18 protein-coding genes are annotated in these 26,901 nt (G+C 72.8%); 10 read left to right on the plus strand and 8 right to left on the minus strand.

Annotated elements, in window-relative coordinates; translation table 11 throughout:
• Positions 1–38: 38 nt before the first annotated feature.
• Genes EFL26_RS17520 through EFL26_RS17530 form a run of 3 tightly spaced genes read left to right on the plus strand, consistent with a single transcriptional unit; the run spans position 39 to position 1,238 of the window.
• On the plus strand, positions 39–425 hold the full coding sequence (locus tag EFL26_RS17520) for a MerR family transcriptional regulator (protein WP_246000251.1): 387 nt from the start codon (positions 39–41) through the stop codon (positions 423–425).
• Entirely contained in the window at positions 422–751 is a 330-nt protein-coding gene (gene trxA / locus EFL26_RS17525) for a thioredoxin (RefSeq protein ID WP_123224210.1), read from the plus strand. The genes EFL26_RS17520 and trxA overlap by 4 nt, the downstream gene beginning before the upstream one ends.
• 43 nt (positions 752–794) lie before the next feature.
• Complete coding sequence (locus tag EFL26_RS17530) at positions 795–1,238, plus strand: nitroreductase family deazaflavin-dependent oxidoreductase (protein ID WP_123224211.1); 444 nt, start codon at positions 795–797, stop codon at positions 1,236–1,238.
• Between the two features lie 15 nt (positions 1,239–1,253).
• Here EFL26_RS17530 and EFL26_RS17535 read toward each other — a convergent pair whose 3' ends face one another.
• Positions 1,254–1,895 carry an ACT domain-containing protein gene (locus tag EFL26_RS17535; protein ID WP_123224212.1) on the minus strand — a complete coding sequence of 214 codons (642 nt, stop codon included), beginning with the start codon at positions 1,893–1,895 and terminating at the stop codon, positions 1,254–1,256.
• Between the two features lie 53 nt (positions 1,896–1,948).
• Positions 1,949–2,581 (minus strand): NADPH-dependent F420 reductase, encoded by a 633-nt coding sequence (locus tag EFL26_RS17540; protein WP_123224213.1) that lies wholly within the window; start codon positions 2,579–2,581, stop codon positions 1,949–1,951.
• Between the two features lie 64 nt (positions 2,582–2,645).
• Between EFL26_RS17540 and EFL26_RS17545 the strand changes: the two genes are divergently transcribed.
• Together EFL26_RS17545 and EFL26_RS17550 are read left to right on the plus strand one after the other, a co-directional pair.
• A complete protein-coding gene (locus tag EFL26_RS17545) occupies positions 2,646–3,989 on the plus strand; it encodes a cryptochrome/photolyase family protein (protein ID WP_123224214.1) in 1,344 nt (447 codons plus the stop codon).
• 77 nt (positions 3,990–4,066) lie between these two features.
• Positions 4,067–5,059, plus strand: coding sequence for a TerC family protein (locus tag EFL26_RS17550; protein ID WP_246000252.1), 993 nt, complete (start codon positions 4,067–4,069; stop codon positions 5,057–5,059).
• Here the strand turns inward: EFL26_RS17550 and EFL26_RS25010 are convergent.
• From EFL26_RS25010 to EFL26_RS17570, 3 genes are all read right to left on the minus strand, one after another.
• Positions 4,956–6,515, minus strand: coding sequence for a DUF222 domain-containing protein (locus EFL26_RS25010; protein WP_425464114.1), 1,560 nt, complete (start codon positions 6,513–6,515; stop codon positions 4,956–4,958). The genes EFL26_RS17550 and EFL26_RS25010 overlap by 104 nt on opposite strands.
• Positions 6,516–7,056: 541 nt before the next feature.
• Positions 7,057–7,632, minus strand: a complete 576-nt coding sequence (thpR, locus tag EFL26_RS17565) for an RNA 2',3'-cyclic phosphodiesterase (protein ID WP_123224215.1) — start codon at positions 7,630–7,632, stop codon at positions 7,057–7,059.
• Between the two features lie 9 nt (positions 7,633–7,641).
• Positions 7,642–8,787, minus strand: a complete 1,146-nt coding sequence (locus tag EFL26_RS17570) for an acyl-CoA dehydrogenase family protein (protein ID WP_123224216.1) — start codon at positions 8,785–8,787, stop codon at positions 7,642–7,644.
• A 55-nt stretch (positions 8,788–8,842) separates the two neighbouring features.
• On the opposite strand from EFL26_RS17570, the gene EFL26_RS17575 reads away from it, so the two are divergent.
• The 5 genes from EFL26_RS17575 to EFL26_RS17595 all read left to right on the plus strand — a co-directional run bounded on the left by EFL26_RS17575 (position 8,843) and on the right by EFL26_RS17595 (position 18,371).
• Entirely contained in the window at positions 8,843–9,754 is a 912-nt protein-coding gene (locus tag EFL26_RS17575; RefSeq protein ID WP_221177022.1) for a M15 family metallopeptidase, read from the plus strand.
• A gap of 91 nt (positions 9,755–9,845) precedes the next feature.
• Positions 9,846–12,020 (plus strand): glycogen debranching protein GlgX, encoded by a 2,175-nt coding sequence (gene glgX, locus EFL26_RS17580; RefSeq protein WP_123224217.1) that lies wholly within the window; start codon positions 9,846–9,848, stop codon positions 12,018–12,020.
• The gene (gene treY, locus EFL26_RS17585; RefSeq protein WP_123224218.1) at positions 12,017–14,428 is read left to right on the plus strand and encodes a malto-oligosyltrehalose synthase; all 2,412 of its coding nucleotides are present in this window, start codon (positions 12,017–12,019) and stop codon (positions 14,426–14,428) included. The genes glgX and treY overlap by 4 nt, the downstream gene beginning before the upstream one ends.
• Positions 14,425–16,197, plus strand: coding sequence for a malto-oligosyltrehalose trehalohydrolase (gene treZ / locus EFL26_RS17590; RefSeq protein WP_123224219.1), 1,773 nt, complete (start codon positions 14,425–14,427; stop codon positions 16,195–16,197). Before treY ends, treZ begins: the two co-directional genes overlap by 4 nt.
• 101 nt (positions 16,198–16,298) lie before the next feature.
• Positions 16,299–18,371, plus strand: coding sequence for an elongation factor G-like protein EF-G2 (locus tag EFL26_RS17595; RefSeq protein WP_123224220.1), 2,073 nt, complete (start codon positions 16,299–16,301; stop codon positions 18,369–18,371).
• A gap of 6 nt (positions 18,372–18,377) precedes the next feature.
• Here the strand turns inward: EFL26_RS17595 and recD are convergent, their stop codons facing one another.
• The 3 genes from recD to recC are packed head-to-tail and all read right to left on the minus strand — an operon-like array spanning position 18,378 to position 26,823.
• Positions 18,378–20,201 (minus strand): exodeoxyribonuclease V subunit alpha, encoded by a 1,824-nt coding sequence (gene recD / locus EFL26_RS17600; protein ID WP_183408242.1) that lies wholly within the window; start codon positions 20,199–20,201, stop codon positions 18,378–18,380.
• Complete coding sequence (locus tag EFL26_RS17605) at positions 20,198–23,548, minus strand: UvrD-helicase domain-containing protein (protein ID WP_123224221.1); 3,351 nt, start codon at positions 23,546–23,548, stop codon at positions 20,198–20,200. Before EFL26_RS17605 ends, recD begins: the two co-directional genes overlap by 4 nt.
• Entirely contained in the window at positions 23,545–26,823 is a 3,279-nt protein-coding gene (gene recC / locus EFL26_RS17610) for an exodeoxyribonuclease V subunit gamma (RefSeq protein WP_123224222.1), read from the minus strand. The genes EFL26_RS17605 and recC overlap by 4 nt, the downstream gene beginning before the upstream one ends.
• Positions 26,824–26,901 lie beyond the last annotated feature (78 nt).

Here is a 26,901-nt window from a genome sequence, read left to right on the forward strand (position 1 = left end):
GGGTCAACGTCTAGCGTCGGCGACGAGGAGGACACGGCGTGCAATCCAGGACGATGCACATCAAGACACTGGCCGAGCGGGCCGGCGTCAGCGTCAAGGCGGTGCGGTACTACGAGTCGCGCGGACTGCTCAGTCCGGAGCGCGCGACCAACGGCTACCGCACGTACGACGACGAGGACGTCCGGATCGTCCGGGAGGTCAGGGCGCTGCTGTCGCTCGGCCTGACCGCCGAGCAGACCCATCCGTTCGTGGAGTGCCTGCGCGCCGGGAACGACCGGGCCGACGTGTGCCCGGCCTCGCTGTCGGCGTACCGCGCCCGGATCGCCGACATCGACGCCCGGATGCAGGAGCTGGCGGACCTGCGTGGCCAGCTCGCCGGCCTCCTCGCCGAAGCCGAGAACTACACCCCCGAGGAGACCCGATGATCAGCGACATCACCGACGACCAGTTCGAGACCGAGGTGCTCGCCTCCGACCTGCCCGTGCTCGTGGAGTTCTGGGCGCCCTGGTGCGGCCCGTGCCACCAGGTCGCGCCGGTGGTCGAGCAGCTGGCCGAGGAGCGTGCCGGCCGGCTGCGGGTCGTGAAGATCAACCAGGACGAGAACCCGCTGGTCTCGGCCCGCTACCGCGTGCTCGGGCTGCCGACGCTGCTGGTCTTCGACCGCGGCGAGCCGGTCGCGCAGATCACCGGCGCCCGGCCGAAGTCCGCGATCGCCCGCGAGCTCGACAAGGTGCTGCCGGCCACGGCGTGACTCCGGCGGGAATGCACGGGCCGGTCGGAGGTATTCCACCGGTATGACACTTCAAGGTGAGTACGCCCCCAGCAAGGCAGGCTGGGTGCGCGAGCAGGTCGCGAAGTACGAGGCGAGCGGCGGAGCCGAGGCCAACACGCTGCGCGACACCGGCTACCCGATCGTGGTGATCACCTCGATCGGTGCCAAGTCGGGCAAGCTCCGCAAGAACCCGGTGATGCGGGTCGAGCGTGACGGCAAGTACGTCGCGATCGCCTCCAAGGGCGGCGCGCCGGACCAGCCGGAGTGGTACTTCAACTTCCTCGCCCACCCCGAGGTGGACCTCCAGGACGGGCCCGAGGCGAAGCCCTACCGGGCGCGCCTGCTCGAGGGCGACGAGCGGGCCGAGTGGTGGCAGTTCGCCGTCGACACCTGGCCGACCTATGCGTCGTACCAGGAGAAGACCGACCGGGAGATCCCGGTGTTCCTGCTCGAGCCGACCGACTGATAAGGCCCCCAGAGATCAAGCATTGCGGTGCAGCGAGGCCGCCATCGCGATCAGGTGGGCGAGGCGGGCGATCTCGGAGTCGAGGAACTCCGGCCCGCCCCGTCGGCCGACCACGACCAGCTCGTCGGAGTTGAGCGGCGAGCCCGCGACGACGAGGTCCGACCAGACGTCCGGTACGTCGATCCGCTGACCCTTCTCGAGGTTCTCCGGCCAGAGGATCTTGTCGGGGATCTCGGTCGGCGCCGACGGGGTGCCGTGCACGACGCTCGCGGTCTCGCCGTCGCGCCGCAGGTGCACCCCCCAGTCGACGCGGAACACGGTCGGCAGCGAGTCGACCAGCCGCTCGATCGCCTTCACAGGGTCCTCGGTCATCGACTCGACGGCCTCGAGGTCGAGGAAGAGGTTGCCGCCGGCGGCGTACCGGGAGATCCAGAGCACCTTGACGCCGTCCAGCGAGTTGCACGCGGAGACGATGCTGTCGGGCATCACCTCGGCGTCGGGCGCGATGAACACGTCGTCGATCGCCAGCTGTCGCGCGCCGTCGCGACCGACGATCTCGATCGCGTCGATGTTGGCGCCCGCGGCGCCGATCGCGCTCGCCAGCCGCCCCAGCGATCCGGGGATGTCGGGCAGCTCGACGCGCAGCAGGTAGGACATGCCTCGACCCTAACCGGACGGCATTTCGTCGGAGTTTCGCCGTCCGGAGGGTGTCAGTGCCGCACGAGCCGGATGTTGAAGTCCGCGGTGCCGAGCACGCCCATCAGCCGCACCCACAGCGGCAGCCACATCTCCAGGCCACGCGCGGACTCGAGCGCCGGGAACTCCACGACGTCCACCCAGCCGAGCTCGGCGAGCAGCTCGCGCACGGTCTCCCGGGCAAGTGGGTCGTCGCCGGCGAGGAACATCGTGCTGTTCTCGGGCAGGGAGTCGGGGTGCACCATCACGGCTGCGGTGACCGTGTTCAGTGCCTTCACCACCCGTGCCTCCGGGTGGGCGCGCTGGATCTGCTCGGCGAGGCTGTCGGTGTCCTTGACCGTCATGCTCGGCGGGAACCCCTGGGAGAAGTCGAGCGGGTTGGACACGTCGAGGAGCACCTTGCCGTCGAGGTCGACGGGGGCGAGGGCGTCGAGGCTGGCGGCTCCCGTGGTCGCGTTCACGACCACCTCGGCGCCGGTGCCGGCCTCGGCGAGCGGGCTCAGGGAGAGGTCGAGCCCGGCCCACTCCTCGCGCTTGCCCGTGACCTCGGGGTCGCGGGTGCCGACGACGACGTCGTGGCCGAGACGGCGGAACGCGGTGGCCAGGGTGCGACCGACGACGCCACTTCCGATGACTGCGATCTTCATGTCCCGAGCCTAGGACCCCGCCCATCACGGCGGAACGGTCGAAGGACCCCCGTAGGTTCGAGGCGTGACGACGCGTGTGCTGTGGTTCCGCCGCGACCTCCGGCTCTCCGACCACCCGGCGCTCGCTGCCGCGGCGGCGGAGGGCGAGGTGGTCGGGCTGTTCGTCGTCGACCCGCGCCTGTGGGACGGCGCGGGGCCGGCTCGTCGGGCATGGGTCGCCGCGTCGGTCCGTGCGCTGCAGGACGCCACCGGCAACGCCCTGGTCGTGCGGTTCGGCGACCCCGCCGTCGTCGTGCCCGAGGTCGCCGCGGCCGCAGGTGCGTCGGCCGTGCACGTGACCGCCGAGACCACGCCGGGCGGCCGCGCGCGCGACGCCCGGGTGGCAGCGGCGCTCGCCGAGCGGGGGATGGTCGGGCAGCCGGACGGGACGCCGTACGCCGTCGCGCCGGGGAGCGTGCGCACGGGGCAGGGCACGGCGTACCAGGTGTTCACGCCGTTCGCGCGGGCCTGGCGCGCGCACGGCTGGGACGACCCGCTCCCGGCCGCGTCGGTCGAGTGGCGCCGGATGCGCAACGACGGCGCCGCGACCGAACGCCTCACCACCGCTCTGAAGCTGGCTCCTCCGGCGATGCCGGCGGCCGGCGAGGACGGTGCCCGCGCTCGGTGGCGCGCCTTCCTCGACGCGGGACTCGACGACTACGCCGAGGGGCGCGACCGGCCCGCGCAGGACCTGACGTCGCGGATGTCGCCGTACCTCAAGGTCGGCGCGGTGCACCCGCGCCGGCTGCTGGCCGACCTCGCGGACCGGCGCGGCGACGGCGTCGACCGCTTCGTCACCGAGCTCGCCTGGCGCGAGTTCTACGCCGACGTGCTGTGGCACCGGCCGGAGTCGGCCTGGCGCGACCTCCGCCCGCTCGCGATCCCGTACGACGACCCCGGCGACGCCCTCGACGCCTGGCGGACCGGCCACACCGGGTATCCCCTCGTCGACGCGGGGATGCGGCAGCTTCTGCACGAGGGCTGGATGCACAACCGCGTGCGGATGATCACCGCGAGCTTCCTGACCAAGGACCTGCACGCGTGGTGGCCGGCCGGCGCCCGGCACTTCCTCGACCACCTGGTCGACGGCGACCTGGCGTCGAACAACCACGGCTGGCAGTGGGTGGCCGGCACCGGCACGGACGCCGCGCCGTACTTCCGGGTCTTCAACCCGGTGGGCCAGGGGAAGAAGCTCGACCCCGACGGCTCCTACGTGCGGCGCTGGGTGCCCGAGCTCGCGCACCTCGAGGGCGCCGCGGCGCACGAGCCCTGGCGCCACTCGGAGGGCTACGACCACGGCTACCCCGCCCGCATCGTCGACCACGACGCCGAGCGAAAGGTCGCACTGGAGCGCTACTCCGCGCGCTGACGTTCTTGGGGCGCCTCGCTAGCGTGTGCGGCGAGGGGAGTACTTCGCACTCCGCGCCCGGTCAGTACGGCGGTCCCGTGACCGCCCCGGGCCGGGCCGGCCGCGCCGGTGAAGGAGACCTCAGCCACCTGATCCAGGAGCTGAGCATGTCCCTGTCCGTCTGGCTGATCACGATCGGCGCCGTCCTCGTCCTGCTCGTGCTGGACTTCCTCATCACCCGCAAACCGCACGAGGTCTCGCTGCGCGAGGCGCTCGGCTGGTCGGCCTTCTACCTCGCGCTGCCGCTCGCCTTCGGCGTCTGGATCTGGGCGTCGCAGGGACAGCAGCGCGGCGTGGAGTACTACACCGGCTACCTCGTCGAGAAGTCGCTGTCGGTCGACAACCTCTTCGTGTTCATCATCCTGCTGTCGTCCTTCGCCGTGCCGACGGCACAACGCCAACGGGTGCTGTTGATCGGCGTGGCCGGCGCGCTCATCATGCGGGGCGCCTTCATCGCGATCGGCGCGGAGCTGATCGCCTCGGTGTCGTGGGCGTTCCTGCTCTTCGGCGGCGTGCTGCTGGTCACCGCGGTCAAGGTGCTCAGGGACGCCCGCTCGGGCCACCACGGCGTCGACGTGGACGACCTGCGCAGCGTGCGCCTGGTGCGCAAGCTCCTCCCGGGCGCGAGCGTCACGACGGTCGTGGTCGCCGCGATCCTCGGCACCGACCTCGTCTTCGCGATCGACTCCGTGCCCGCGGTGTACGGCATTACCGGCGATCCCTACCTGGTCTTCGCCACCAACGCCTTCGCCCTCCTCGGGCTGCGAGCGCTCTACTTCGTGCTCGAGGGCGCCCTGGCGAAGCTCGTGCACCTCGGCTTCGGCCTCGCCGCGATCCTCGGCTTCATCGGCGTGAAGCTGGTGCTGCACTGGGCGCACGGCGTCTGGCCCGGCGTACCGACCGTGCCGACGCTGGCGTCCCTCGCCGTCATCCTGGGCATCCTGGCGACCGTGACGGTGACCAGCCTGGTCGCGTCGTCGAGGGCAGAGCGGATGCCGACCGCGGAGACGGGCGACCTGGAGCGAGTCTGACTGCGCCTCGGGCCTCGTTGCACCACCGGGGCATGCCACTGGCCCGGCGCGTGCGCCGGGTCCGGGGCGGGGTGGCTACCGGTCGGGTGGGTCGGCGGTCAGATCGATGGTGCCGGTGCGGTCGCGCAGCCAGGTGTGTCCGTGGGGGCTGTGCCAGAGGTACTCGCCGGGTGTGAGCATCGTGTAGGTCCAGCCGCCGTGGGTCTTCAACCGGTGGTGTCGTCTGCAGAGGGCGGCGAGGTTGTCGCTGGATGTCGGTCCGCCGTGCTCCCGGGGGATGATGTGGTCCTTGTCGCAGCCTCGGGCGGGACGGTTGCACCAGGGAACACGCAGGTGCGATCGCGAGCTCGATCTGCTCGGTCAGCGTTGGGCTGGGTTGGTAGCCGGCCGAGTGCAGGGTCTCGGCGAGGTCGAGGACCGACCGCACGGTGATCTTGGTGGTCCCGTTTCCGGTGGTTGAGCCTGCCGAAACCCCGCACCATTCGGCGACCTTCCCGGCAGTGACGAGGTGTCCGCCGGCGTTCTCCAGCCAGGCGGGTTCGTGCGGGTCGCCGGAGGTCAGTGCGGCTTCGGAGAGGTGCACGTACAGCACGACGTCGCGGGCCCTCGGGCTGGTTGAGGCGCCCAACGGGAGGGTTGAGCCGCTCAGTTGGGTGGTTGAGCCTGCCGAACCCACCCCCGCCGGCTCGAACTCGATCGCCTGCTGTCCACGCGCCAGCATCCCGACCGCGAGTGATCGCCGCACGTCGAGCGATTCCTCGTTGCCGAGGACCGCGAGTTGTTCGGCTCCGCGGCGGACGGCGTCGTCGAGGTCGAACGCGTCGGCGAGGTCGAGCTCGCCGTGGACCCGGCTGGTGCCGGCGAAGGAGACCTGGTCGTGGTCGATTGTGAAGTACCGCTGCTCGGCCGACCGGTCGCGTTGCTCGGCGGCCAGCTCGGGCATGAAGATCGCGATCGCTTGGTCGACGAGGCGTTGGGTCTGGGTGGGTCCGGTCTTGTGCGCGAACGGCGAGACCTGGTCATCCACGAAGGCTGCGGCTTCTTGGTTGAGGTGGAGGGTGGCATCGGCGATCCGCTTGGCCCGCCACGGCGCCAGGTTTCCGGCTTGGACGCGTGCCCAGGTCTTCGGGAGTCGGTGGGCCAGCTCGAGGGCTTGGGCGACCAGGTTCCGACCCGACTCGATGGACAGTCCCAACGCGGCGGCGAGCTCCCAGACCGCGAACTCGCTGACCAGGGGTGCACTTTGGCCGGCGATCGGGATCCCGGTGTCCCGACCGGTGCCGGTGACCAGCGTCGCGGCGTCGTCGAGGTCCGAGACGACGTGGAGGTGCGCCCACTCCAGGGCGTGGGCGAGGACGCGGGCTTCGGCTGCGTTCGCTTCGGCGCGGGCTTCACGGATCGATCCGAGCACAGCACCAGCCGTGGTGGCGGTGTCGGTGTTGGTGGTCGGGTTCATGGTTCGAATCTAGGGGTGACCACCGACACTTTCGGCCCGGATTCGCCTTGCTGGTAAGGGAATTCGGAAGATTTCTCGAGAATCTTTCGCGACCGCCTGGCCCGTGCGGTGCGGGTGGTTTCGGCAGGCTCAACCACCTTGGGTCGGCTCCGCAGTCGGGGCCGGGCAGTGCCGTGGGGTGGTTTCGAGGCTCGCTGGCGCTCGCACCTCAACCACCGATGCACCAGACCCGCGACCGACAGCAGGACCCAGCCACGCGCCGGTACCCCTTCGTCGCTGCCCGTTCCCCCGGCACAAAACCGCCACGCGAGAGAGTGGTTTCGGCAGGCTCAACCAGCGGTCGTTGCTTCCCTGCCAAGCAGCGGCGCAGACCCACAGCCGACAGCAGACCCGGCCCCGCGCCGTACCGCCCTCGTCGCCGCGCGTCCCCCCGGCACCGACCGCCACCCGACGAGCATGGTTTCGGCAAGCTCAACCACCTGCGAGCAGCTCAACCACCTGCGAGCAGCTCAACCACGTGCGAGCAGGCTCAACCACTCCCTCACCCACCCAGCGCGAACCGCTCCCGCACCTCGTACCGCGGCCGCTTCCGCGGGCCTTCGCCGAGGTGCGAGGCGATCAGGGCGATCTCGTCGATCGCGAAGTCGGGGCCTCGGTAGGCGTCGAGGAGGCGAACCCAGCGGGTCGCCTCGATCGGGCGGGACATCCGGGCGAGGGTGAGGTGGGGCTTGAAGCGTTCACCGGCGACCTCGATGCCGGCCTTCGAGGCTGCCGCGCGGCAGCCGGTCGCCAGCCGGCGCAGCTCCTCGGTCCCCTCCGGCTGCCCGGCGTCCAGCTCGACCCCGGCCCACAGGACGCGGGCCCTGCCCACGTTGGGGAAGGCGCCGCCACCGACGACTGCGGCCCGCATGGGGCGACGCTTGCGCGCGGCCCTACCGAGCCGGTCGACGAGATCGTCGTAGGTGCGATCCGGGACCTCGGCGAGGAAGGCCAGCGTGACGTGCCACTGCTCGGGCAGGGTCCAGCGGAAGCCGCCGGCCTCGCGGCGTACGGACAGGAACTCCTCGAGGTCCTCGAGCACCTCGGGCGGCGGGACCGCCGCCACGAACATCCGCATGGCAGCCGGTCAGAACCCCAGGTCGCGCCCGATGAGCTCCTTCATGATCTCGTTGGAGCCGGCCCAGATCTTGGTCACGCGGGCGTCGCGCCAGGCCCGAGCGACGCGGTACTCGTTCATGTAGCCGTAGCCGCCGTGCAGCTGGACGCAGGCGTCGAGGATGTCGTTCTGCACCTGCGAGGTCCACCACTTGGCCTTGGCAGCGTCGATCGGGGTCAGCTCGCCCTTCATGTGCGCGAGCACGCACTGGTCGACGAAGGCCTGGGTGACGTCGACCTGGGTGACCAGCTCGGCGAGCAGGAACTTGTTGTGCTGGAACTGCCCGATCGACTGGCCGAACGCCGACCGGTCGTGGCAGTAGGCGACGGTCTCGTCGAGGATCTGGCGCGCGTGCGCGAGGTTCGTGATCGCCGAGCCGAGCCGCTCCTGCGGCAGCCACTGCATCATGTGGATGAAGCCGTTGTCGACCTCGCCGACCACGGCGTCGTCGCCGACGCGGACGTTCTCCAGGAAGAGCTCGGCCGTGTCGGACTCCGGCTGCCCGACCTTGTCGAGCTTGCGCCCCTTGGAGAAGCCCTCCGCCGCGGTCTCGACCGCGAACAGCGTGATGCCGCGGGCCTTCTTCTCGGGCGAGGTGCGCGCCGCGACCAGCACCAGGTCGGCGGAGTAGCCGTTGGTGATGAAGGTCTTCGAGCCGTTGATCACCCACTCGTTGCCGTCGCGGACGGCCGTGGTCTTGAGGGCGGCGAGGTCGGACCCGCCGCTCGGCTCGGTCATGCCGATCGCGGTGAGGATCTCGCCGCTGCAGAAGCCGGGGAGCCAGCGCTTCTTCTGCTCCGCCGTGGTCAGGTGCACCAGGTACGGCGCCACGATGTCGGCGTGGATGCCGACGCAGCTCGGCAGCGCCATGTTGACCTTCGAGAGCTCCTCGGTGAGCACCGCGTTGAAGCGGTAGTCGCCCGCCTCCGAGCCGCCGTACTCCTCCGGGATCTCCAGGCCCAGGAAGCCCTGCTTGCCGGCCTCGAGCCAGAACTCCCGCGGGATCGCCTTCTGCTCGAGGTGCTCCTCGAGGTGCGGCTGCACCTCTCGGTCGAGGAACTCCTTGACCGACTGACGGAAGGACTCGTGGTCGGCTTCGTACAGGGTTCGCTCCATGCCTTCATCGTAGGCCCGCGGGCGGGGTGCCACCGGGGCGACCTAGGCTCCAGACGTGCGCCGGATCGTGCTGACCCTGGCCGCCGCCGCTGTGCTCGCCGGCTGCGGTGGCTCGCCCGCGGCAGCACCGCCCACGGGTCCGTCGTCCGGGGTCTCGGCAGGCTCGACCAGCCCGGCAACGAGCACCCCGACCAGTCCGACGCCCGGCCCGGCGACGACCCCGCCCACGTCCCCGACCGCGACACCCACCACCACCGACGGCACCCAGCCCCCGCCCTGGCTGGGCACGCGCCCGCTGCCGGTCACGGCCGACGGCTTCGGCGAGGTGCAGCCGACCCCGCCCGAGCTGCGCGACCGGCGCTTCACCCTGCCCGACCGGCTGCCGGAGCTGCCGGGCTCCGGGTTCGCCTCGCGGATCACCACCCCCGCCCCGGCGTCGGTGATCGCGCGGTCGACCTGGGCGCCGGGCTGTCCGGTGCCGGCGCGTCGGCTGTCGTGGGTGCGGCTGACCTTCCGGGGCTTCGACGGCGCCCGGCACACCGGCGAGCTGCTGGTGAACCGCTCCGCGGCGACCGGGCTCGTCCTCGTCTTCCACGCCCTGTACGACGCCCGCTTCCCGATCGAGGAGATGCGGATCCCCACGAAGCCCGAGCAGACCGCACCTCCGACCGGCGACGGCAACGACACGGCGGCGTTCAACTGTCGGGTGGCGCGGGGAACGACGACGTTCAGCGAGCACGCCTACGGGCTGGCCGTGGACGTCAACCCGTTCCAGAACCCCTACCTGAAGGGCGACCTGGTGCTCCCCGAGCTGGCCGGCGCCTACCGCGACCGCTCCTGGCGACGCCCCGGGATGATCGTTCCCCGCGGTCCGGTGGTCCGCGCGTTCGCCGCGATCGGCTGGGGCTGGGGCGGCAACTGGCACTCGCTGAAGGACCTGCAGCACTTCAGCGCGAACGGCCGCTGATCCGGACGCATCCCCCGCCGCGGTTGCGGGTAACGGAGCGCTTCCCCTTTGATCGTTACAACACCATCGCGACACCACCCTGAGGAGCTCCGTGGAGACCTGGCCGGGCAAGCCCTATCCCCTCGGGGCCACCTTCGACGGCACCGGCACGAACTTCGCGCTGTTCAGCGAGGTCGCCGAGCGCGTCCAGCTCTGCCTGTTCGACGAGGACGGCGGCACCGAGGAGTGCGTGGAGCTCCAGGAGGTCGACGCCTACGTCTGGCACGGCTACCTCCCGACGGTGCAGCCCGGCCAGCGCTACGGCTACCGGGTGCACGGGCCGTGGGACCCCGAGCGCGGCCTGCGCTGCAACCCGGCGAAGCTGCTCCTCGACCCCTACGCGCGCGCCACCACCGGGCAGATCGACTGGGACCCGGCGGTGTTCAGCTACCAGTTCGACCAGCCCGAGGTCCGCAACGACGACGACTCGGCCGCGCACGTGATGCACAGCGTCGTGATCAACCCGTTCTTCGACTGGGCCGGTGACCGCCGCCTCGACATCCCGTACGCCGACTCGGTGATCTACGAGGCCCACGTGAAGGGGCTCACCGAGCTGCACCCCGACGTACCGAAGGAGCTGCGGGGCACGTACGCCGGCCTCGCCCACCCCGCCGTCATCGAGCACCTCAAGACCCTCGGCATCACGGCCGTCGAGCTGATGCCGGTCCACCAGTTCGTCCAGGACGACGCGCTGATAAGCAAGGGCCTGCGCAACTACTGGGGCTACAACACGCTCGGCTTCTTCGCGCCGCACGAGGAGTACGCCGCGTCGACGCGCACCGGTCACCCGGTCGGCGCCCAGGTGCAGGAGTTCAAGGGCATGGTGCGCGACCTGCACGCAGCCGGCATCGAGGTGATCCTCGACGTCGTCTACAACCACACCGCGGAGGGCAACCATCTCGGTCCGACGCTGAGCTTCAAGGGCATCGACAACGCGGCGTACTACCGGCTCGTCGAGGACGATCCGCAGTACTACATGGACTACACCGGCACCGGAAACTCCCTCAACGTGCGGCACCCGCACTCGCTCCAGCTGATCATGGACTCGCTGCGCTACTGGGTCTCGGAGATGCACGTCGACGGCTTCCGCTTCGACCTGGCCGCGACCCTGGCCCGGGAGTTCTACGAGGTCGACCGGCTGGCCACCTTCTTCGAGCTCGTGCAGCAGGACCCGGTGGTCAGCCAGGTCAAGCTGATCGCCGAGCCGTGGGACATCGGCCCGGGCGGCTACCAGGTCGGCAACTTCCCGCCGCAGTGGACGGAGTGGAACGGCGCCTACCGCGACACCGTGCGCGACTTCTGGCGCGGGGAGCCGTCGCTCGGCGGCTTCGCCTCGCGGCTCGCCGGGTCGTCCGACCTCTACGAGAACTCCGGGCGCCGCCCCTTCGCGAGCATCAACTTCGTCACCGCCCACGACGGCTTCACCCTGCGCGACCTGGTCTCCTACGAGCAGAAGCACAACGAGGCCAACGGCGAGGACAACAACGACGGCGAGAGCCACAACCGCTCCTGGAACCACGGGGTCGAGGGCCCGACCGACGACCCGGAGGTGAACGCCCTGCGCTCCCGCGACCAGCGCAACCTCCTGGTCACGCTGCTGCTCAGCCAGGGCGTGCCGATGCTGCTGCACGGCGACGAGCTGGGTCGGACCCAGCAGGGCAACAACAACGGCTACGCGCAGGACAGCGAGCTGACCTGGGTGCACTGGGACAAGGCCGACCGCACCCTGGCGGAGTTCACCTCCGCACTGATCAGCCTGCGTCGCCAGCACCCGACGTTCCGGCGCAAGCGTTTCTTCACGGGAGAGGCGGTGCGCAGCGGCGAGCGGCTCGACGACATCGTCTGGCTGCACCCCGACGGCCGCCCGATGGAGGAGGGCGACTGGGACGCCGGTGGGACGTCGCTCGGGATGTACCTCAACGGCCAGGGCATCGCCGGCCGCGACGAGCGCGGCCAGCGGATCACCGACGACCACTTCCTGCTGTTCTTCAACGTGGGCGACCGGATCGAGGTGAGCCTCCCGGCCGCCGACTACGCCACGGGCTGGAACGTCGTGGTCAACACGGGCGGCGTGGTCGAGGAGGACGACGTGCACGCGGCCGGTGCCACGCTGGTCGTGGAGAAGCGCTCGACGGTGGTGCTGCGCGAGCACCACGAGGTCGAGGAGCCGGACGTCGACCGCAGCGTCGCCGCCTCGCTGACGCCGACGACGGAGGGACCCGCGTGACCGGCGGACCCTCGCAACGTCGTACGCCGGCGAGCACCTACCGCCTGCAGGTCACCGCGGACTTCGACCTGTTCGAGGCCGCCCGCCGGCTGCCGTACCTCCACGACCTCGGCGTCGACTGGGTCTACCTGTCGCCGCTGCTCGAGGCCGAGCCGGGCAGCACCCACGGGTACGACGTGGTCCGCTTCGACCGGGTCGACGAGTCGCGCGGAGGCGCAGCCGGCCTGGAGGCGCTCTCGGCGGAGGCGCGCCGCCTGGGCATGGGCGTGCTGGTCGACATCGTGCCGAACCACGCCGGGGTCGCGACGCCGGCGCACAATCCCTGGTGGTGGGACGTCCTCGAGCACGGCCGCGACTCCGAGCACGCGGACGCGTTCGACATCGACTGGGACTTCGGTGGCGGCCGGCTGCGCATCCCGGTGCTCGCCGACGACGACCTGCCGGTGGGCGACGGTCCGATCGGGAACCTGGAGCTGGTCGACGGAGAGCTGAGCTACCACGGCCAGCGGTTCCCGGTGTCCCCGGGCACCGAGGAGGGGGGCGACGCGACCGCGGTCCACGGCCGCCAGCACTACGAGCTGGTGAGCTGGCGGCGGGCCGACTCCGAGCTGAACTACCGCCGGTTCTTCTCGGTGAACACCCTGGCCGGCGTGCGGGTCGAGGACCCGGCCGTCTTCGACGCCACCCACCGGGAGATCGGTCGCTGGTTCGTCGACGGACTCGTCGACGGGCTTCGTGTCGACCACCCCGACGGCCTGCGTGACCCGCACGAGTACCTCGACGACCTCTCCGCTCTCACCGACGGCGCCTACGTGCTGGTGGAGAAGATCCTCGCCCTTCGGCAGGCTCAGGAACCGGAGGGTGAGGAGCTGCCGTCGAGCTGGCCGACCGCCGGCACCACCGGGTACGACGTGCTCGCGACGATCGACCGGGTCCTCGTCGACCCGGCCGGAGAGGCACCGCTGGTCGGGCTCGACACCCGCCTGCGCGGGAAGGACCTGGACTGGGAGCGCGAGGTGCACGACCGCAAGCTGGAGGTCGCGACCGGCATCCTGCGCTCGGAGACCCGGCGGATCGTGCGCGAGCTGCCGGACTCCGTCACGACCGAGGTGCACCGGCTCGAGGAGGCGGTGGCGGAACTGCTGGCCTGCTTCGAGGTGTACCGCACCTACCTCCCCGAGGGCCGGCCGTGGCTCGACCGCGCCCTCGAGCGGGCGCGCGACCGGCGCCCGGACCTCGCTGCGGTGCTCGACGAGCTGGCCCCCGTGTTGTCCGATCCCGGCGCGCCCGCGGCGCTGAGGTTCCAGCAGACCAGCGGCATGGTGATGGCCAAGGGGGTGGAGGACTGCGCGTTCTACCGCTACGCCGCGCTCACCAGCCTCAACGAGGTCGGTGGCGACCCGAGCGTGTTCGCCGTCTCCGCCGACGAGTTCCACACGGCGATGGCGACCCGCCAGGAGCACTGGCCGCACGCGATGACGACCCTCACCACCCACGACACCAAGCGCGGCGAGGACGTCCGCGCCCGGATCACCGTGCTCTCGGAGCTGCCGGAGGCCTGGGCCGAGGCGGTCGACCGGCTGTTGGAGCGGGCACCGTTGCCGGACCCGGCCTTCGGGTCGCTGCTGTGGCAGGCGGTCCTCGGCGCCTGGCCGACCTCCCCGTTCGGCGACCTGCCCACCGACCTGCGTGACCGGCTGCACGCGTACGCCGAGAAGGCGATGCGCGAGGCGGGGCGGCACACGACCTGGACCGATCCCGACCCGGCGTACGAGGCGGCGGTGCACGGGGCGGTCGACGCGGCGTTCGACGACGTCGAGGTGCGGGCCACCCTGGCCGGGCTGCTCGACCGGGTCGTGCGACCCGGCTGGAGCAACGCGCTGGCGGCCAAGCTGGTCGCCCTCACCGCCCCCGGGGTCTGCGACGTCTACCAGGGCAGCGAGCTGTGGGAGCTGAGCCTGGTCGACCCCGACAACCGCCGGCCGGTCGACTTCGACCGGCGTCGCTCCCTCCTCGAGGTGCTCGACGAGACAGGTGGACCGGGCCCGCTCAACGGTCCGGACGACACCGGGGCGGCCAAGCTGTGGGTGGTGCGCAATGGGTTGCGCCTCCGTCGGGACCGACCCGACCTCTTCACCGGCTACACGCCCGTGAGCGCCTCCGGACCGTCCGCCGGCCACCTCCTCGGCTTCGACCGGGGTGGCGCGATCACCCTGGCCACGCGGCTGCCGGTCGGGCTCGAGCAGGCCGGCGGGTGGCGCGACACCTCGGTCACTCTCCCCGCCGGCCGGTGGCGCGACGTCCTCGCCGGGCCCGGCACCGACGACCTCGAGGGTGAGGTGCAGGTGGCCACGGTGCTGGCATCGCTGCCGGTGGCGCTGCTGGTCCGCGAGGAGGACGCCGCGTGAGCGGCACGCGCGGACGCTTCGACGTCTGGGCGCCTCGACCTTCACGCGTGCGGCTGAGCGTCGGCGACGAGGTGGTGCCGATGACCCGGGGCGCCGACGGCTGGTGGACACCGGCCGGGCCGGTGCCGGAGGGCGAGGTGGACTACGGCTACCTCCTCGACGACAGCGACGAGCCGCGTCCGGACCCGCGCTCGCGTCGGCAGCCGGACGGGGTGCACGGCCGCTCGCGCACCTTCGACCCCGGCGCCTTCCGGTGGACCGACCAGTCCTGGACCGGGCGCCAGCTGGGCGGTTCGGTGGTCTACGAGCTCCACGTGGGCACGTTCTCCCCAGAGGGCACCTTGTACGGCGCGGTCTCCCGCCTCGAGCACCTCGTCGACCTCGGCGTCGACGTGGTCGAGCTGATGCCGGTCAACGCCTTCAACGGCGTGCACGGCTGGGGCTACGACGGGGTGCTGTGGTCCGCGGTCCACGAGGCGTACGGCGGCCCCGCGGCGTACCAGCGCTTCGTCGACGCCGCCCACGCCGTCGGTCTCGCCGTGGTGCAGGACGTCGTCCACAACCACCTCGGCCCTTCCGGCAACTACCTGCCGGAGTTCGGTCCGTACCTCAAGACCGAGGGCGCGAACACCTGGGGCTCGCTGGTCAACCTGGACGGCCAGGGATCGGCGGAGGTCCGCCGCTTCATCCTCGACAGCGCGCTGATGTGGCTCCGCGACTTCCACGTCGACGGGCTGCGGCTCGACGCCGTGCACGCCCTCGAGGACTCCTCGCCCATGCACCTGCTCGAGGAGCTCGCGGTCGAGGTGGCCGCGCTCTCCGCCCACCAGCGCCGGCCGCTGACGCTGATCGCGGAGTCGGACCTCAACGACGCCCGCCTGGTGACGCCGCGCGAGGGCGGGGGCCACGGCCTCGACGCCCAGTGGAGCGACGACTTCCACCACGCGGTGCACGTCGCGCTCACCGGCGAGACCGAGGGCTACTACGCCGACTTCGCGCCGCTGTCGTCCCTGGCGAAGGTGTGCGAGCGGGGCTTCTTCCACGACGGCACCTGGTCGAGCTTTCGCGACCGCCCGCACGGCCGGCCGGTCGACACCGAGGCGATGCCCACGTGGCGGCTGGTGGTCTGCAACCAGAACCACGACCAGGTCGGCAACCGGGCGCGGGGCGACCGGCTCTCCGACCCCTCGCCGGGGCACCTGGACACCGACCAGCTGGTGTGCGCGGCCCTGCTCACGATCGCCGGACCGTTCACCCCGATGCTGTTCCAGGGCGAGGAGTGGGGCGCGAGCACGCCGTTCCAGTTCTTCACCTCCCACCCGGAGCCCGAGCTGGGCCGCGCCACGGCGGAGGGCCGGCTCAAGGAGTTCGAGCGGATGGGCTGGGTCCCCGCGGTCGTCCCCGACCCGCAGGACCCGGCGACCTTCGAGCGCTCGAAGCTGGACTGGTCGGAGCCGGAGTCGGGCGACCACGCGGTCGTGCTCGCGGCGTACCGGGAGCTGCTCGCGCTGCGCCGCTCGCTGCCCGCGCTCACCGACCCGTCGTTCGGCGCGCTGACGTGCACCGTCGACGAGGACGCCCGGCTGTTCGTCCTGCGTCGCGACGACGTCGTCCTCGCCGTGAACTTCGGCGACCGTCCCGCGAGCGTGCCCGTGGAGGGTGCGACCGACCTGCTCTTCGGGACGCCGACCCGCCCCCGCCTCACCGACGGCGTCCTCGAGCTGCCGCCGCACGGAGGCGCGCTCGTCGGGCCGGCTCCGGTGGCCTGACCCCAGGGGCGGGGGCCACAGTGCCCCTCTCCGGGGGTCGTCGGTCCTCCAGTCGTCCCGGAGGTCTTGCGCGAGGCCCGCGACCGGAGTTGGTTGGACCCATGGCTGACAAGAGCGCACGGAAGGCCACCGACCACGACCTTGCGGCTACCGGGCCCGACCGGATCCGCAACGTCGTCCTGGTCGGGCCCACACAGTCAGGAAAGACCTCGCTCGTCGAGGCCCTGCTCGCCCAGTCCGGCGCGATCCCGCGTGCCGGCTCGGTCGTCGACGGCACCACCGTGTGCGACACCGAGGACTCCGAGCGCGCCCACCAGCGGTCGAACTCCCTCGCCGTCGCACCGCTGGTGCACCGCGGCACGAAGGTGAACCTGATCGACACCCCCGGCTACGCCGACTTCGTCGGTGAGCTGCGAGCCGGCCTCAGGGCGGCGGACTGCGCGCTGTTCGTGCTGGCCGCGAACGAGGGCGTCGACGACAGCACCCGCCAGCTGTGGCGGGAGTGCAGCGCGGTCGGCATGCCGCGCGCCGTCGCGATCAGCAAGCTCGACCACGCCCGCGCGGACGCCGCCGCCGTGATCCTCGCGGCCCAGGGCGCGTTCGGCGACAAGGTGCTGCCGGTCTACCTCGCGCAGGAGGACCGCCTCGTCGGCCTGATCACCGAGGGCGCCGACGACCCGCGGCGTGGCGAGCTGATCGAGGGCGTGATCGAGGAGTCCGAGGACGAGACCCTCATGGACCGCTACCTCGCCGGCGAGGCGATCGACGAGGAGGTGCTGGTCGCCGACCTCGAGCGCGCGGTCGCCCGCGGCGGGTTCTTCCCGGTGATCCCGGTCTGCGCGGCCACCGGGGTCGGGCTGCCGGAGCTCCTCGACCTGTTCGTGCGTGCGTTCCCCTCGCCCCCCGAGCACGTCCCGCCCGAGGTGTTCACCCCTGCCGGCAAGGCCGCCGACCCGATCAGCTGCGACCCGTCCGGACCGCTCGTGGCCGAGGTGGTGAAGACCTCGAGCGACGCGTACGTCGGCCGGGTGAGCCTGGTCCGGGTGTTCTCGGGCAGCCTCAGCCCCGACGTACCGGTGCACGTCTCCGGCCACTTCTCCGCGTTCTTCGGCGACGACGCGGGCCACGAGGACCACGACGAGGACGAGCGGATCGGCGTGCTGGCGCACCCGTTCGGTGCCCAGAACGTGCCGGCGACCCGCGTGGTGGCCGGCGACATCGCCACCATCGGCCGGCTCTCCCGGGCGGAGACCGGCGACACCCTCTCCGGCGTCGACCACCCGCTCGTCCTGCGGCCCTGGGACATGCCCGAGCCGCTGCTGCCGATCGCGATCGAGGCCGCCACGCGCTCCGACGAGGACAAGCTCTCCTCGGCGCTGTCCCGGCTGGCCGCCGAGGACCCGAGCCTGCGCGTCGAGCACAACGCCGAGACCGGCCAGCTGGTGGTCTGGGTGCTGGGCGAGTCGCACGCCGAGGTCGCGCTCGAGCGGCTCCAGCAGCGCTACGGCGTCGCCGTCGAGCAGCGCGAGGTGATCGTGCCGCTGCGCGAGTGCTTCGCCGGGCCCTCGAAGGGGCACGGCCGCCACGTCAAGCAGTCCGGCGGCCACGGGCAGTACGCGATCTGCGACATCGAGGTCGAGCCGCTCCCCGAGGGCAGCGGCTTCGAGTTCGTCGACAAGGTGGTCGGCGGGGCCGTGCCGCGCCAGTTCATCCCGAGCGTGGAGAAGGGCGTCCGTGCGCAGATGGAGAAGGGCGTCCGCGCCGGCTTCCCGGTCGTCGACCTCAGGGTCACCCTCACCGACGGCAAGGCGCACAGCGTCGACTCCTCCGACATGGCGTTCCAGAGCGCCGGCGCGCTGGCCCTCCGCGAGGCAGCGGACGCGTCCTCCGTCTCCCTGCTCGAGCCGTACGACGAGGTCTCGGTGATCGTGCCCGACGACCTGGTCGGCGGGGTGATGAGCGACCTCTCCGCGCGGCGCGGCCGGCTGCTCGGCACCGACAAGGTCGGCGACGACCGGACCAGCGTGCGGGCCCACGTGCCCCAGCGGGAGCTGGTGCGCTACGCGATCGACCTGCGGTCGGCGTCGCACGGCGCCGGCACCTTCACCCGCAGCTTCGCCCACTACGAGCCGATGCCGGAGGAGATCGCGAAGACCGTCTCGACGCGGGAGTAGCGCCGGTCAGCGCAGCCGGTCGGCCAGGCCGGAGGCCCGCTGCACCCGGCGGCCCATCGCGGCCCGCAGCTCGGCCTCGGTGCCGACCACGGTGACCTGCTCGCGGGCTCGGGTCACCGCCGTGTAGAACAGCTCGCGCGTGAGCAGCCGGGAGTCCTCCGGCGGCAGCACGACCGTGACCGCACGGGCCTCGGAGCCCTGGCTCTTGTGCACGGTCATCGCGTAGACGGTCTCGACCCCGCTGAGCCGGGTCGGGGCGAAGAGGCGCGTGGTGCCGCCGATCCGGACCAGCACCCGGAGCCGGCCGTCGGGCAGGCGGACCGTGATGCCGAGGTCGCCGTTGGAGAGCCCGAGTCCGGGGTCGTTCGCGGTGACGAGCACCGGGCGGCCGGCGTACCACTCGTCGAAGTGCTGCAGGCCGGTGCGCTGCTCGACCAGGCGCTGCACCTGGCGGTTCCAGCCGCCGACGCCGTAGGGCCCCTCGCGGTGGGCGCACAGCAGGCGGTGGTCGTCGAGGAGGTCCACGAGGGCCGCGGAGTCGGACTCGTCGAACTGCTCGGCCCGCATCGTCACGGCGTACGCCGCGTCGGTGACCTGCGCGAGCACGCCGCCGAAGGCCGGCTCGTCGGCCGGGTCGACCAGCCGGACGGCGCTCGAGCCCGAGGTCAGGCGCGCCACGACCGCGTCGTCGTCACCGGCGCGGAGGTCGACGGCGAGCCGGTCGAGGTCGACGGCCGCGGAGCCGTCGGCCGCTCGCGTGCGGTGCGTGGTGGTCAGGCTGACCACCGGCGAGCGTGGAGATCCCTCGAAGCCGGCGACGACGTCGGCGAGCACGGCGCCCGCCTCGACCGAGGCGAGCTGGCCCGGGTCGCCGACCAGCACCAGCCGGGTGGTGTCGCGCAACGCCTCGAGCACACGGGCCATCTGCACCAGGGAGACCATCGAGACCTCGTCGACCACGACCACGTCGTAGGGCAGCGGGTTGTCGCGGCGGTGCCGGAAGCGAGTGCTGCTGTCGGGCCGCCAGCCGAGCAGCCGGTGCACGGTGGTGGCGGTGAGCCCGGTGACCCTGGCCCGGTCGCCGGGGTCCGGGAGCTGGGCTGCCTCGCGGGCGACCGACTCCTGGAGGCGGGTCGCCGCCTTGCCGGTGGGCGCGGCGAGGGCGATCCGCGGGGGCTGCCCGTGATGGGCCTCGTGCTGCTCGGCGACCAGCGCGAGCAGGCGAGCGACCGTGGTGGTCTTGCCGGTGCCCGGGCCGCCCGTGAGCACGGTGGTCCAGCGTCGGGCCGCGGCGAGCGCCGCCGCGCGCTGCTCGTCCCAGGTCGGCGGGAACAACCGGTCGGCTCCGGCGTCGAGCAGGTCGTCGTCGATCGCCGGCCCGCGCTCGAGGTCGGTCCGGTCCAGCCCGAGCCGGCGGAGCAGGTCGTCGCAGACCTGCTTCTCCTCGCGCCAGTGCCGGTCCAGGTAGAGCCAGCGTCCGTCGATGCGGAGCACCCCGAGTCGGGTCAGCGCACTGGCCTCCACGCCTGCGCGCCAGGTCGCGCGCTCGGGCCAGGCGAGCGTGGCCAGGAGGTCCGGCTCGGCCTCCGTCACAGTCGCATCGACGGTGTCGAGGTCGACGCACACCGCGCCGGCGCGGGCGGCCCGCACCGCGAGCGCGACCGCGAGCAGGACGGCCTCGTCGTGCTCCTGGGCCAGCTCGCCGAGCCGGGTCGCGACGTGCACGTCGGCCGCCTCGAGGACTCCGGCCCGGTTGAACGCTGCCAGCAGGCCGGTGGCCCGGAGGGCCAGGCGTCGGCTGGTCGGCTCGATCTCGGGGACGGTGGTCACGAGCCGGACCTCCCGTCGAGGATCGCCGACAGCTCCTCGACCAGGGCGACCGGCGGCTGCCAGGAGAACACCCCGCAGGGCACCCCGTCGACGACCGGGGTCGCCGGGCCCACCATGCCGCGGACGAAGAGGTACAGCACCCCGCCGAGGTGGCGCTGCGGGTCGTAGTCCGGCAGCCGCCAGCGCAGGTAGCGGTGCAGGACGACGGAGTAGAGCAGCGCCTGGAGCGGGTAGTGCGAGTGCAGCATCGCGTCGGTGACCAGGTCCGGCGTGTAGTCCAGCGCGGTCAGCGGACGGGTCGGGTCGCCGAGCGAGTTGGTCTTGTAGTCCACGACGACGAAGCGGTCGTGCTCGCGTCCGGGCAGGCGCAGGACGACGTCGATCGACCCGCTCAGGTAGCCGCGGAGCAGCTGGGCGCCGAGTGAGGGTGACTCGAGCCGGTCGGCGTACGCCCGCACCGGGTCGTCCTTGGGGAGGTGGCGGCGCAGCGCGGTCGCGAACGCGGCGAGCGGGAGGCCGCGCGACGCCGAGCCGGGCGCGTCGCCGTCGGCCATCGGGAACTCGAAGTCGAGCTCGCAGAGCCGGTCGGCGCGCGCGATGTCGGCCAGGGTGAGGTCGTCTGCGAGCGGACCCAGGGGCGTGTGCTGCATCGGCAGCAGCGCGTCGGCCAGCTGCTCCGACGTCGCGGCGACCGACCACCAGCGGCGCTCCTCCTCGACCCGGGCGAGCAGCTCGGCACGCAGGTCGGACGCCTGGGGGTCCGCGTGCTCGAGCACGGCGTGCACGAGGGACCCGAAGGTGGCACCGGCGGGCAGGTCGTTCATCGGCGAGAGCAGCGACGGGTCGACCTCGGCCCCGCTCTGCTCGACGGGCTCGAGGTCCTCGGGGTCGTCCTCGTCGTCGGTCGCGGCCTGCTCGGGCTCACTGCCGGCCCCGTGTGCGACCTGCTCCTCGGCACGGATCAGCCCGCTGTACGACGTGCGGCGCCATGCCGTGTCGAGCTCCCGGTCGAACCGGCGGGCAGCGAGGTCGCCGACCACGTGGTCCAGCTCGACCGGGGTGCCGTCGGGCTCGGTGCGCTCGAGCACGAAGGCGCCCGCCGCCGCCCAGCGCTGCAGCACCTCGTCGACGGCGTCGTCGTCCTCGCCGACGTGGGCCCGGTCGGGCACCTGCGCCTCACCGGGGCCGCGGCCGAAGAGCAGCCGGGTCAGCGCGCCGTTCGGGGCGTTCCACGTCGGCGCCCACCAGAGGGTGACCTGGGCGCACGCGCGGGTCATCGCGACGTACGCGAGCCGGAGGTCCTCCTGCGCCTCCTCGGCGCGGGCCAGCGCCTTCGCCCGGGCGGAGTCGGCGACGTCGAGGCAGGGGCGGCCGTCCTCGTGGTAGGCGTGCACGGTCGGCCAGTCCTTGACCGTGCGGTCGAAGAGCTGGGGGAGGTAGACGAGGGGGTACTCCAGGCCCTTGGAGCCGTGGATCGTCACGAATTGCACGGCCTCGTCGTCGACGTCGAGCCGCCGGCGGCGGGAGTCGTTGCGGTTGCCCTCCTCGATCGCGGTGCGCAACCAGCCGAGCAGCCCGGTGACCCCGAGCTTCTCCTCCTGGCCGGCCTGGTGGAGCAGCTGACCGACGTGGGTGAGGTCGGTGAGCAGCCGCTCGCCACCCTCCTGGGCGAGCACGCGCTGTGCGAGGCCGGACGCGCCGGCCGCACCCTGGATCGCCGCGACGCCGCGGGTGCGGAGCAGGTCGAGCCAGCTGCGCACCCGCTCGGCGAGGTCGTCGGTGAGGTCGTCGCCGCCGGTCAGCAGGTCGTCGGCGGTGGTCTCGAAGAAGGGCGTGAGTGCGGCCGCCCGGATCCGGCCGGGCAGCTGCGGCTTCTCCATCGCCTCGAGCAGCCGGAGCCAGTGCGTGGCGGCCGGGCTCAGCATCACGCTCTCCGCGGTGTTGAACACCGACGGGATGCCGAGCCGGCTGAGCTCGGCCTGGATCCGCGGGGCGTCCTCCTTGACCGAGTGCAGCAGCACGGCGAAGTCGCCGGGGGTGAGCGGACGACCGTGGAGGGTGGCGCCGCTGCGGAGCTGGCGGGCGATGTCCGCGGCGAGGTCGGCCGCGATGTGGTCACGCACCTTGCCGATGTTGATCGTGCCGGACTTGGTGAGCTGGAACCCGTCGCGGCGTACCTGGCGCAGCCGGACGCCGCCGACGGTGCCGGCCAGCCGGGAGCCGGCGAGGTGCGGGGCGGGCGAGACCGGGTGCACCCGGATGCGCTCGTCGCCGAGCTCGGCCCCACCGGTGAGCACCTGGAGCGCGTCGACCACGGCGGCGTCGCTGCGCCAGTTGACCCCAAGAGTCTGGAGCGGGGCGTCGGCGACGGCCCGGAGGTACGTCGGGGTGTCACCGCCGCGGAAGGCGTAGATCGCCTGCTTCGGGTCGCCGATCAGCACCATCCGGACCTCGTCGGCGAAGGCGTGCCGGAGCACCGCCCACTGCACCGGGTCGGTGTCCTGGAACTCGTCGACGAGCACCACGCTCCACCGGGCCCGCATCCGCTGCGCCGCTGCAGAGCCCTCGGGCTCCACCGCGTGGGCGAGCCGGGAGAGCATGTCGTCGTAGGTGAAGACGGCCGCTCTGCGCTTGCGCAGCTCGAGCTCCTCGCGCACGCCGGCGGCGAAGGAGACCAGGGCCTCCTGCTCGGAGCCGCCGGCCGCGTCGGCCGGTCGCAGCTCGGCGTGCGGCGCCTCCACCGCCCGGAGCGCCGCGTTGCGGGCCGCCCGGAAGCGGATCGGCGGGTCGGTCTCGAGCTGGGCGTAGCGGGCGAGGTAGTGGTCCTCGACGACCTCGTCGCAGAGGCCCGAGATGTCCTCGCGCAGCGTCTCGGTCGAGTCGGAGTCGCCGGCGACGCCGAGGGACCGAAGCACCGCGTTGCAGAACTCGTGGGTGGTGGCGATCGTCGCGGCGTCGTAGTTGGCGACCGCGTCGAGCAGGCGCTGGCGCCGGGTGGCGAGGGTGGCCTCGTCGAGCGGGCGGCCGTCGGCGTCGCTGGCCAGCGCCGCGAACAGCTCGTCGCTCTCGCGCAGGACCGGGTCGGCCAGCGCGGCCGCGGCGTCGACGAACATCTCGCGCACCCGGTCGCGCAGCTCCTGGGTGGCCGCGCGGCTGAAGGTGATCACCAGCAGCTCGTCGAGGGGCGCGACCGCCTCGGCGACGAACCGGGTCGCCAGGGCCGCGACGGCGTAGGTCTTGCCGGTGCCGGCACTGGCCTCCAGGACGGTCGTGCCGACCTCGGGCAGCGGGCCGGTGATGTCGAAGACGGGCGTGCTGGTGCCCGTGCTGGGGGTCGTGGTCGTCATTCCTGCTCCCGCGCGATCGCCGGCTGCCAGAGCCGCACCGCGAGCTCGCCGAAGAGGTGCTCGCCGCCGGCGGTGGCCGGTGCGGCGACCAGGTCGTCCCAGCTCGGGCGACGGCCCCAGGCGGTGACCAGGTCGATCGAGGCGCTCTCCTTGCGCCACTGGTCCTTCAGGTCGCGCTCGACCATCCAGCGGGGACGGGTGGAGCCGGCGGTGAGGGCGTACTGCCGACCGGTGTCGGGGCACAGCGGCAGCACCCGGCTCATCGCCAGGTCGTAGAGCCCGACCAGGTCCGCGAGGATCGGCATCGGCTCGTCGACGGCGGCGTACGTCGCCCGCGCGGGCGCGTCGGCCTCGCCCCGTCCGATCGAGCGGGCGACCCAGTGGCCGGGGTGGGCGGCGCTCAGCGCGACCAGCGAGAGCCAGGCCTCGAGCCGCTGCTTGGCCCGCAGCCGGGAGTAGGCGACCCGGACCAGGCGGTTGTCGTAGAGGCCGGTGACCGAGCCGGTGAGCCGGCGGCCACCGCCGAGGTCGACGGCCAGGTCGCGGGCCTGCGGGGCCGCCCCCTGGGTGGATGCCTCGAACAGCTCCACCAACGGGGTCGTGGCCGCCGCGAGCGCGTGGGTCTGGCGCCAGCCGTACCGGCCGGGAGGCATGGTGCCGCGGCGCCACTCGGCCTGGCACGCGTCGGCCGGCGTGCGGCCGCGGAGCACCTCGTGCAGGAGTCGGTCGCCCACCTGCCAGCCGGCCAGCCCGTCGAGCTCGACCGGCATCGAGTCGCTCACCTTGTCCTCGTCGCGGGGCAGGTCGATCTGCAGCCGGCGGCGGAGGAACCCGCGGACCGGGTTGGTGAGCACGTCGATCAGGTCGCGCAGGTCGACGTCGCCGGGCTCGGGCGGAGCCGACGGCTCGAGGGCGGCCAGGACGGCAGTGCGCGAGCGGGGCCGGGCGGCGGCCCGCGCCGCGGAGGCGGCGGCCGGGTCGAAGGAGAACGGCGCGTGCTGGTGGATCCGGCCCGGCTGCAGGTAGTCGGGGTGGAACGCCTGGGAGCGGTGCTGCCGGACCACCTCGGCGCCCGCCGTGCGGGTGACGACGTCGAGGAGCTCGCGCAGCGGCACCGACGGCGGCCGCGGCTGGCCGGTGGACTCGTTGAACCCGGTGTAGGTGATCACCAGCCGCTCACCGGCGGACATGATCGCGTCGAGGAAGAGCTGCCGGTCCTCGCTGCGCACGTCGCGCTCGCCGACCCGCGGCAGCCGGGCGAGCACGTCGTCGCCGTCGATCGAGCCGCCGCGCGGGAACACGCCGTCGTCGAGGCCGAGCAGGCAGACCACCCGGTGCGGCACCGCGCGCATCGGGGTCATGGTGCAGACGGTGAGGGTGCCGGTGCGGAAGTTGGCCCGGGTCGGCCGGCCGGCCAGCTGCTTGTGCAGCAGCGCACGTACGTCGGGAAGCCGCAGCTCGAGCGGGGCGCCCGTGGTCGCGTCGCGGCCGAGCGCGGCGAGCTCGCGGTGCGCCTGGGCGAACTGCCACTCCTCGCCGCGGGGGACGTCGGCCAGCTGCTCCATCGCCTCGCGCAGCAGGTCGAGCCAGCGGCCGACGTCGTGGACGCCGGTGAGCTGCGCGGTCAGGGCCTGCAGCCGGTCGACCGCCTCGGCGACGCGGCCGGCCAGGCCGATGTCGGTGGTGGAGACGTCGTCGAGCGGCAGGGTCGGGCCGATCCAGAGCCCGGAGTCGTCGGAGAGCGCCACGCCCGCGAGCACCCGGTCGAGGCCGAAACGCCAGGTGTTCTGCGGGAAGTCGGCCAGCCCGAACCGGCCGCGGCCGGCCTGGTCCCACGCCCAGCGGATGCCCGAGGTGGTGACCCAGGTGGTCATCTTCTCCAGGTCGGAGTCGCTGAACCCGAACCGGCGGCGCACCGGGTCGGTGGCGAGCAGGTCGAGGACCCGGGTCGCCTCCGCGCGCCCGTCGGCGAGGTCGAGCACCCGGGCCAGCACGCCCAGGAGGGGGTTGGTCTGGGTCGGCGAGCGGTCGGCCAGCATCACCCGGAGCTGGTGGCCGGGGTGGCAGCCGCTGACCGCCTCGCCGAGCCCGAAGGCGCCGCTGATCAGCGGCGCGTAGGCCTCGATGTCGGGGCACATCACGACGATGTCGCGGGGCTCCAGGGTGGGGTCGTCGGCGAGCAGGCCGAGCACCACCTCGCGCAGAACCTCGACCTGACGGGCCGGCCCGTGGCAGGCGTGCACCTGCACGGTGTCGTCGACGCCGACCGCTCCCCCGGGCTCGACGTCGTCGGCCAGGTCGCGCTGCAGCCGGCCGAGCAGGGTCGCCGGCCGACCCTCGAGCCGGCGGACGTCCTCGTCGACGGCGCCGACCGCGAGCAGCGTCGCCTCCCCCTCGCGGACGTCGCGGGCCATGGTCGCGAGCAGCGGGTGGGTCACGCGGAGGTGGCTGTGGTCGTCGCGCCGCCAGCCGGTCGGCGGCTGCGTGCGGACCTGCTGCCACAGCGCGTCGGAGGGGTGCGGGAACCACAGGTGCACGTCGCGGTGGGTGCCCAGCGCGGCCAGCAGCTCGGCCTCCGCGGCGCTGAGCCGGGTGTGGCCGAAGAGGCTGAGGCGAGGCGGCAGGTCGACGCTCGCGGTGCCCGCGCGCAGCTCCTCGACGACCCGGGCCTGCCGCTGCACGGGGCTCGGCTCGCCCACCTCGGCGACGACGTGGCGCCACAGCTCGGGCTGCCAGACCAGGTCGTCGGGCAGCTCCCGGCCGCCGGACTCTCCGCCGTCGCCCCGGCCGCCGGCCTCCCAGTCGGCCAGCAGGGCCGGCCGCTGCACGGCGTACGCCGCGAACAGGCCGGCCAGGCGGCGGGCCACCGCGAGCCGCCGACCGCGTCGCAGCTCGCCCTCCTCGCCGGGCACTCCGTGACCGAGGTGCTCGGCGAGGACCCGCGCCCACGGCTCGTCCGACACGGCGTCGACCACCCGCAGCAGAGGCCACATCAGCGTCTCCGGCGCCCAGGGGTCGGCGTCGCGCGTGCCCAGCACCTCGGCGATCAGGCTGGTCGGCGAGCGGAAGTCGACCCCCGCGCAGACGCCGTCCTTCCGTCCCTCGGCGGGGCCGAGCCGGTGCGACAGCCGCTGGGAGAGCCAGCGCTCGACCCCCCGCGCCGGGACGATCACCAGCTCACGGGCGAACGGGTCGGGGAGGGGATCGCGCAACAGCTGCGCCAACCCCTCCGCGAGCAGGTCCGAGCGATCGGCCCGGTGCACCTCGAACACCACGCCGTCACCCTAGTTGCGAGCCCCGACACCTGCGGGGCGAGTGCCGAGGTGGTCGCCGCAGCACCCGATTCAGCACTC

The organism is Nocardioides pocheonensis (assembly GCF_003725535.1).
In the GTDB taxonomy this organism is placed as follows: Bacteria; Actinomycetota; Actinomycetes; order Propionibacteriales; family Nocardioidaceae; genus Marmoricola; species Marmoricola pocheonensis.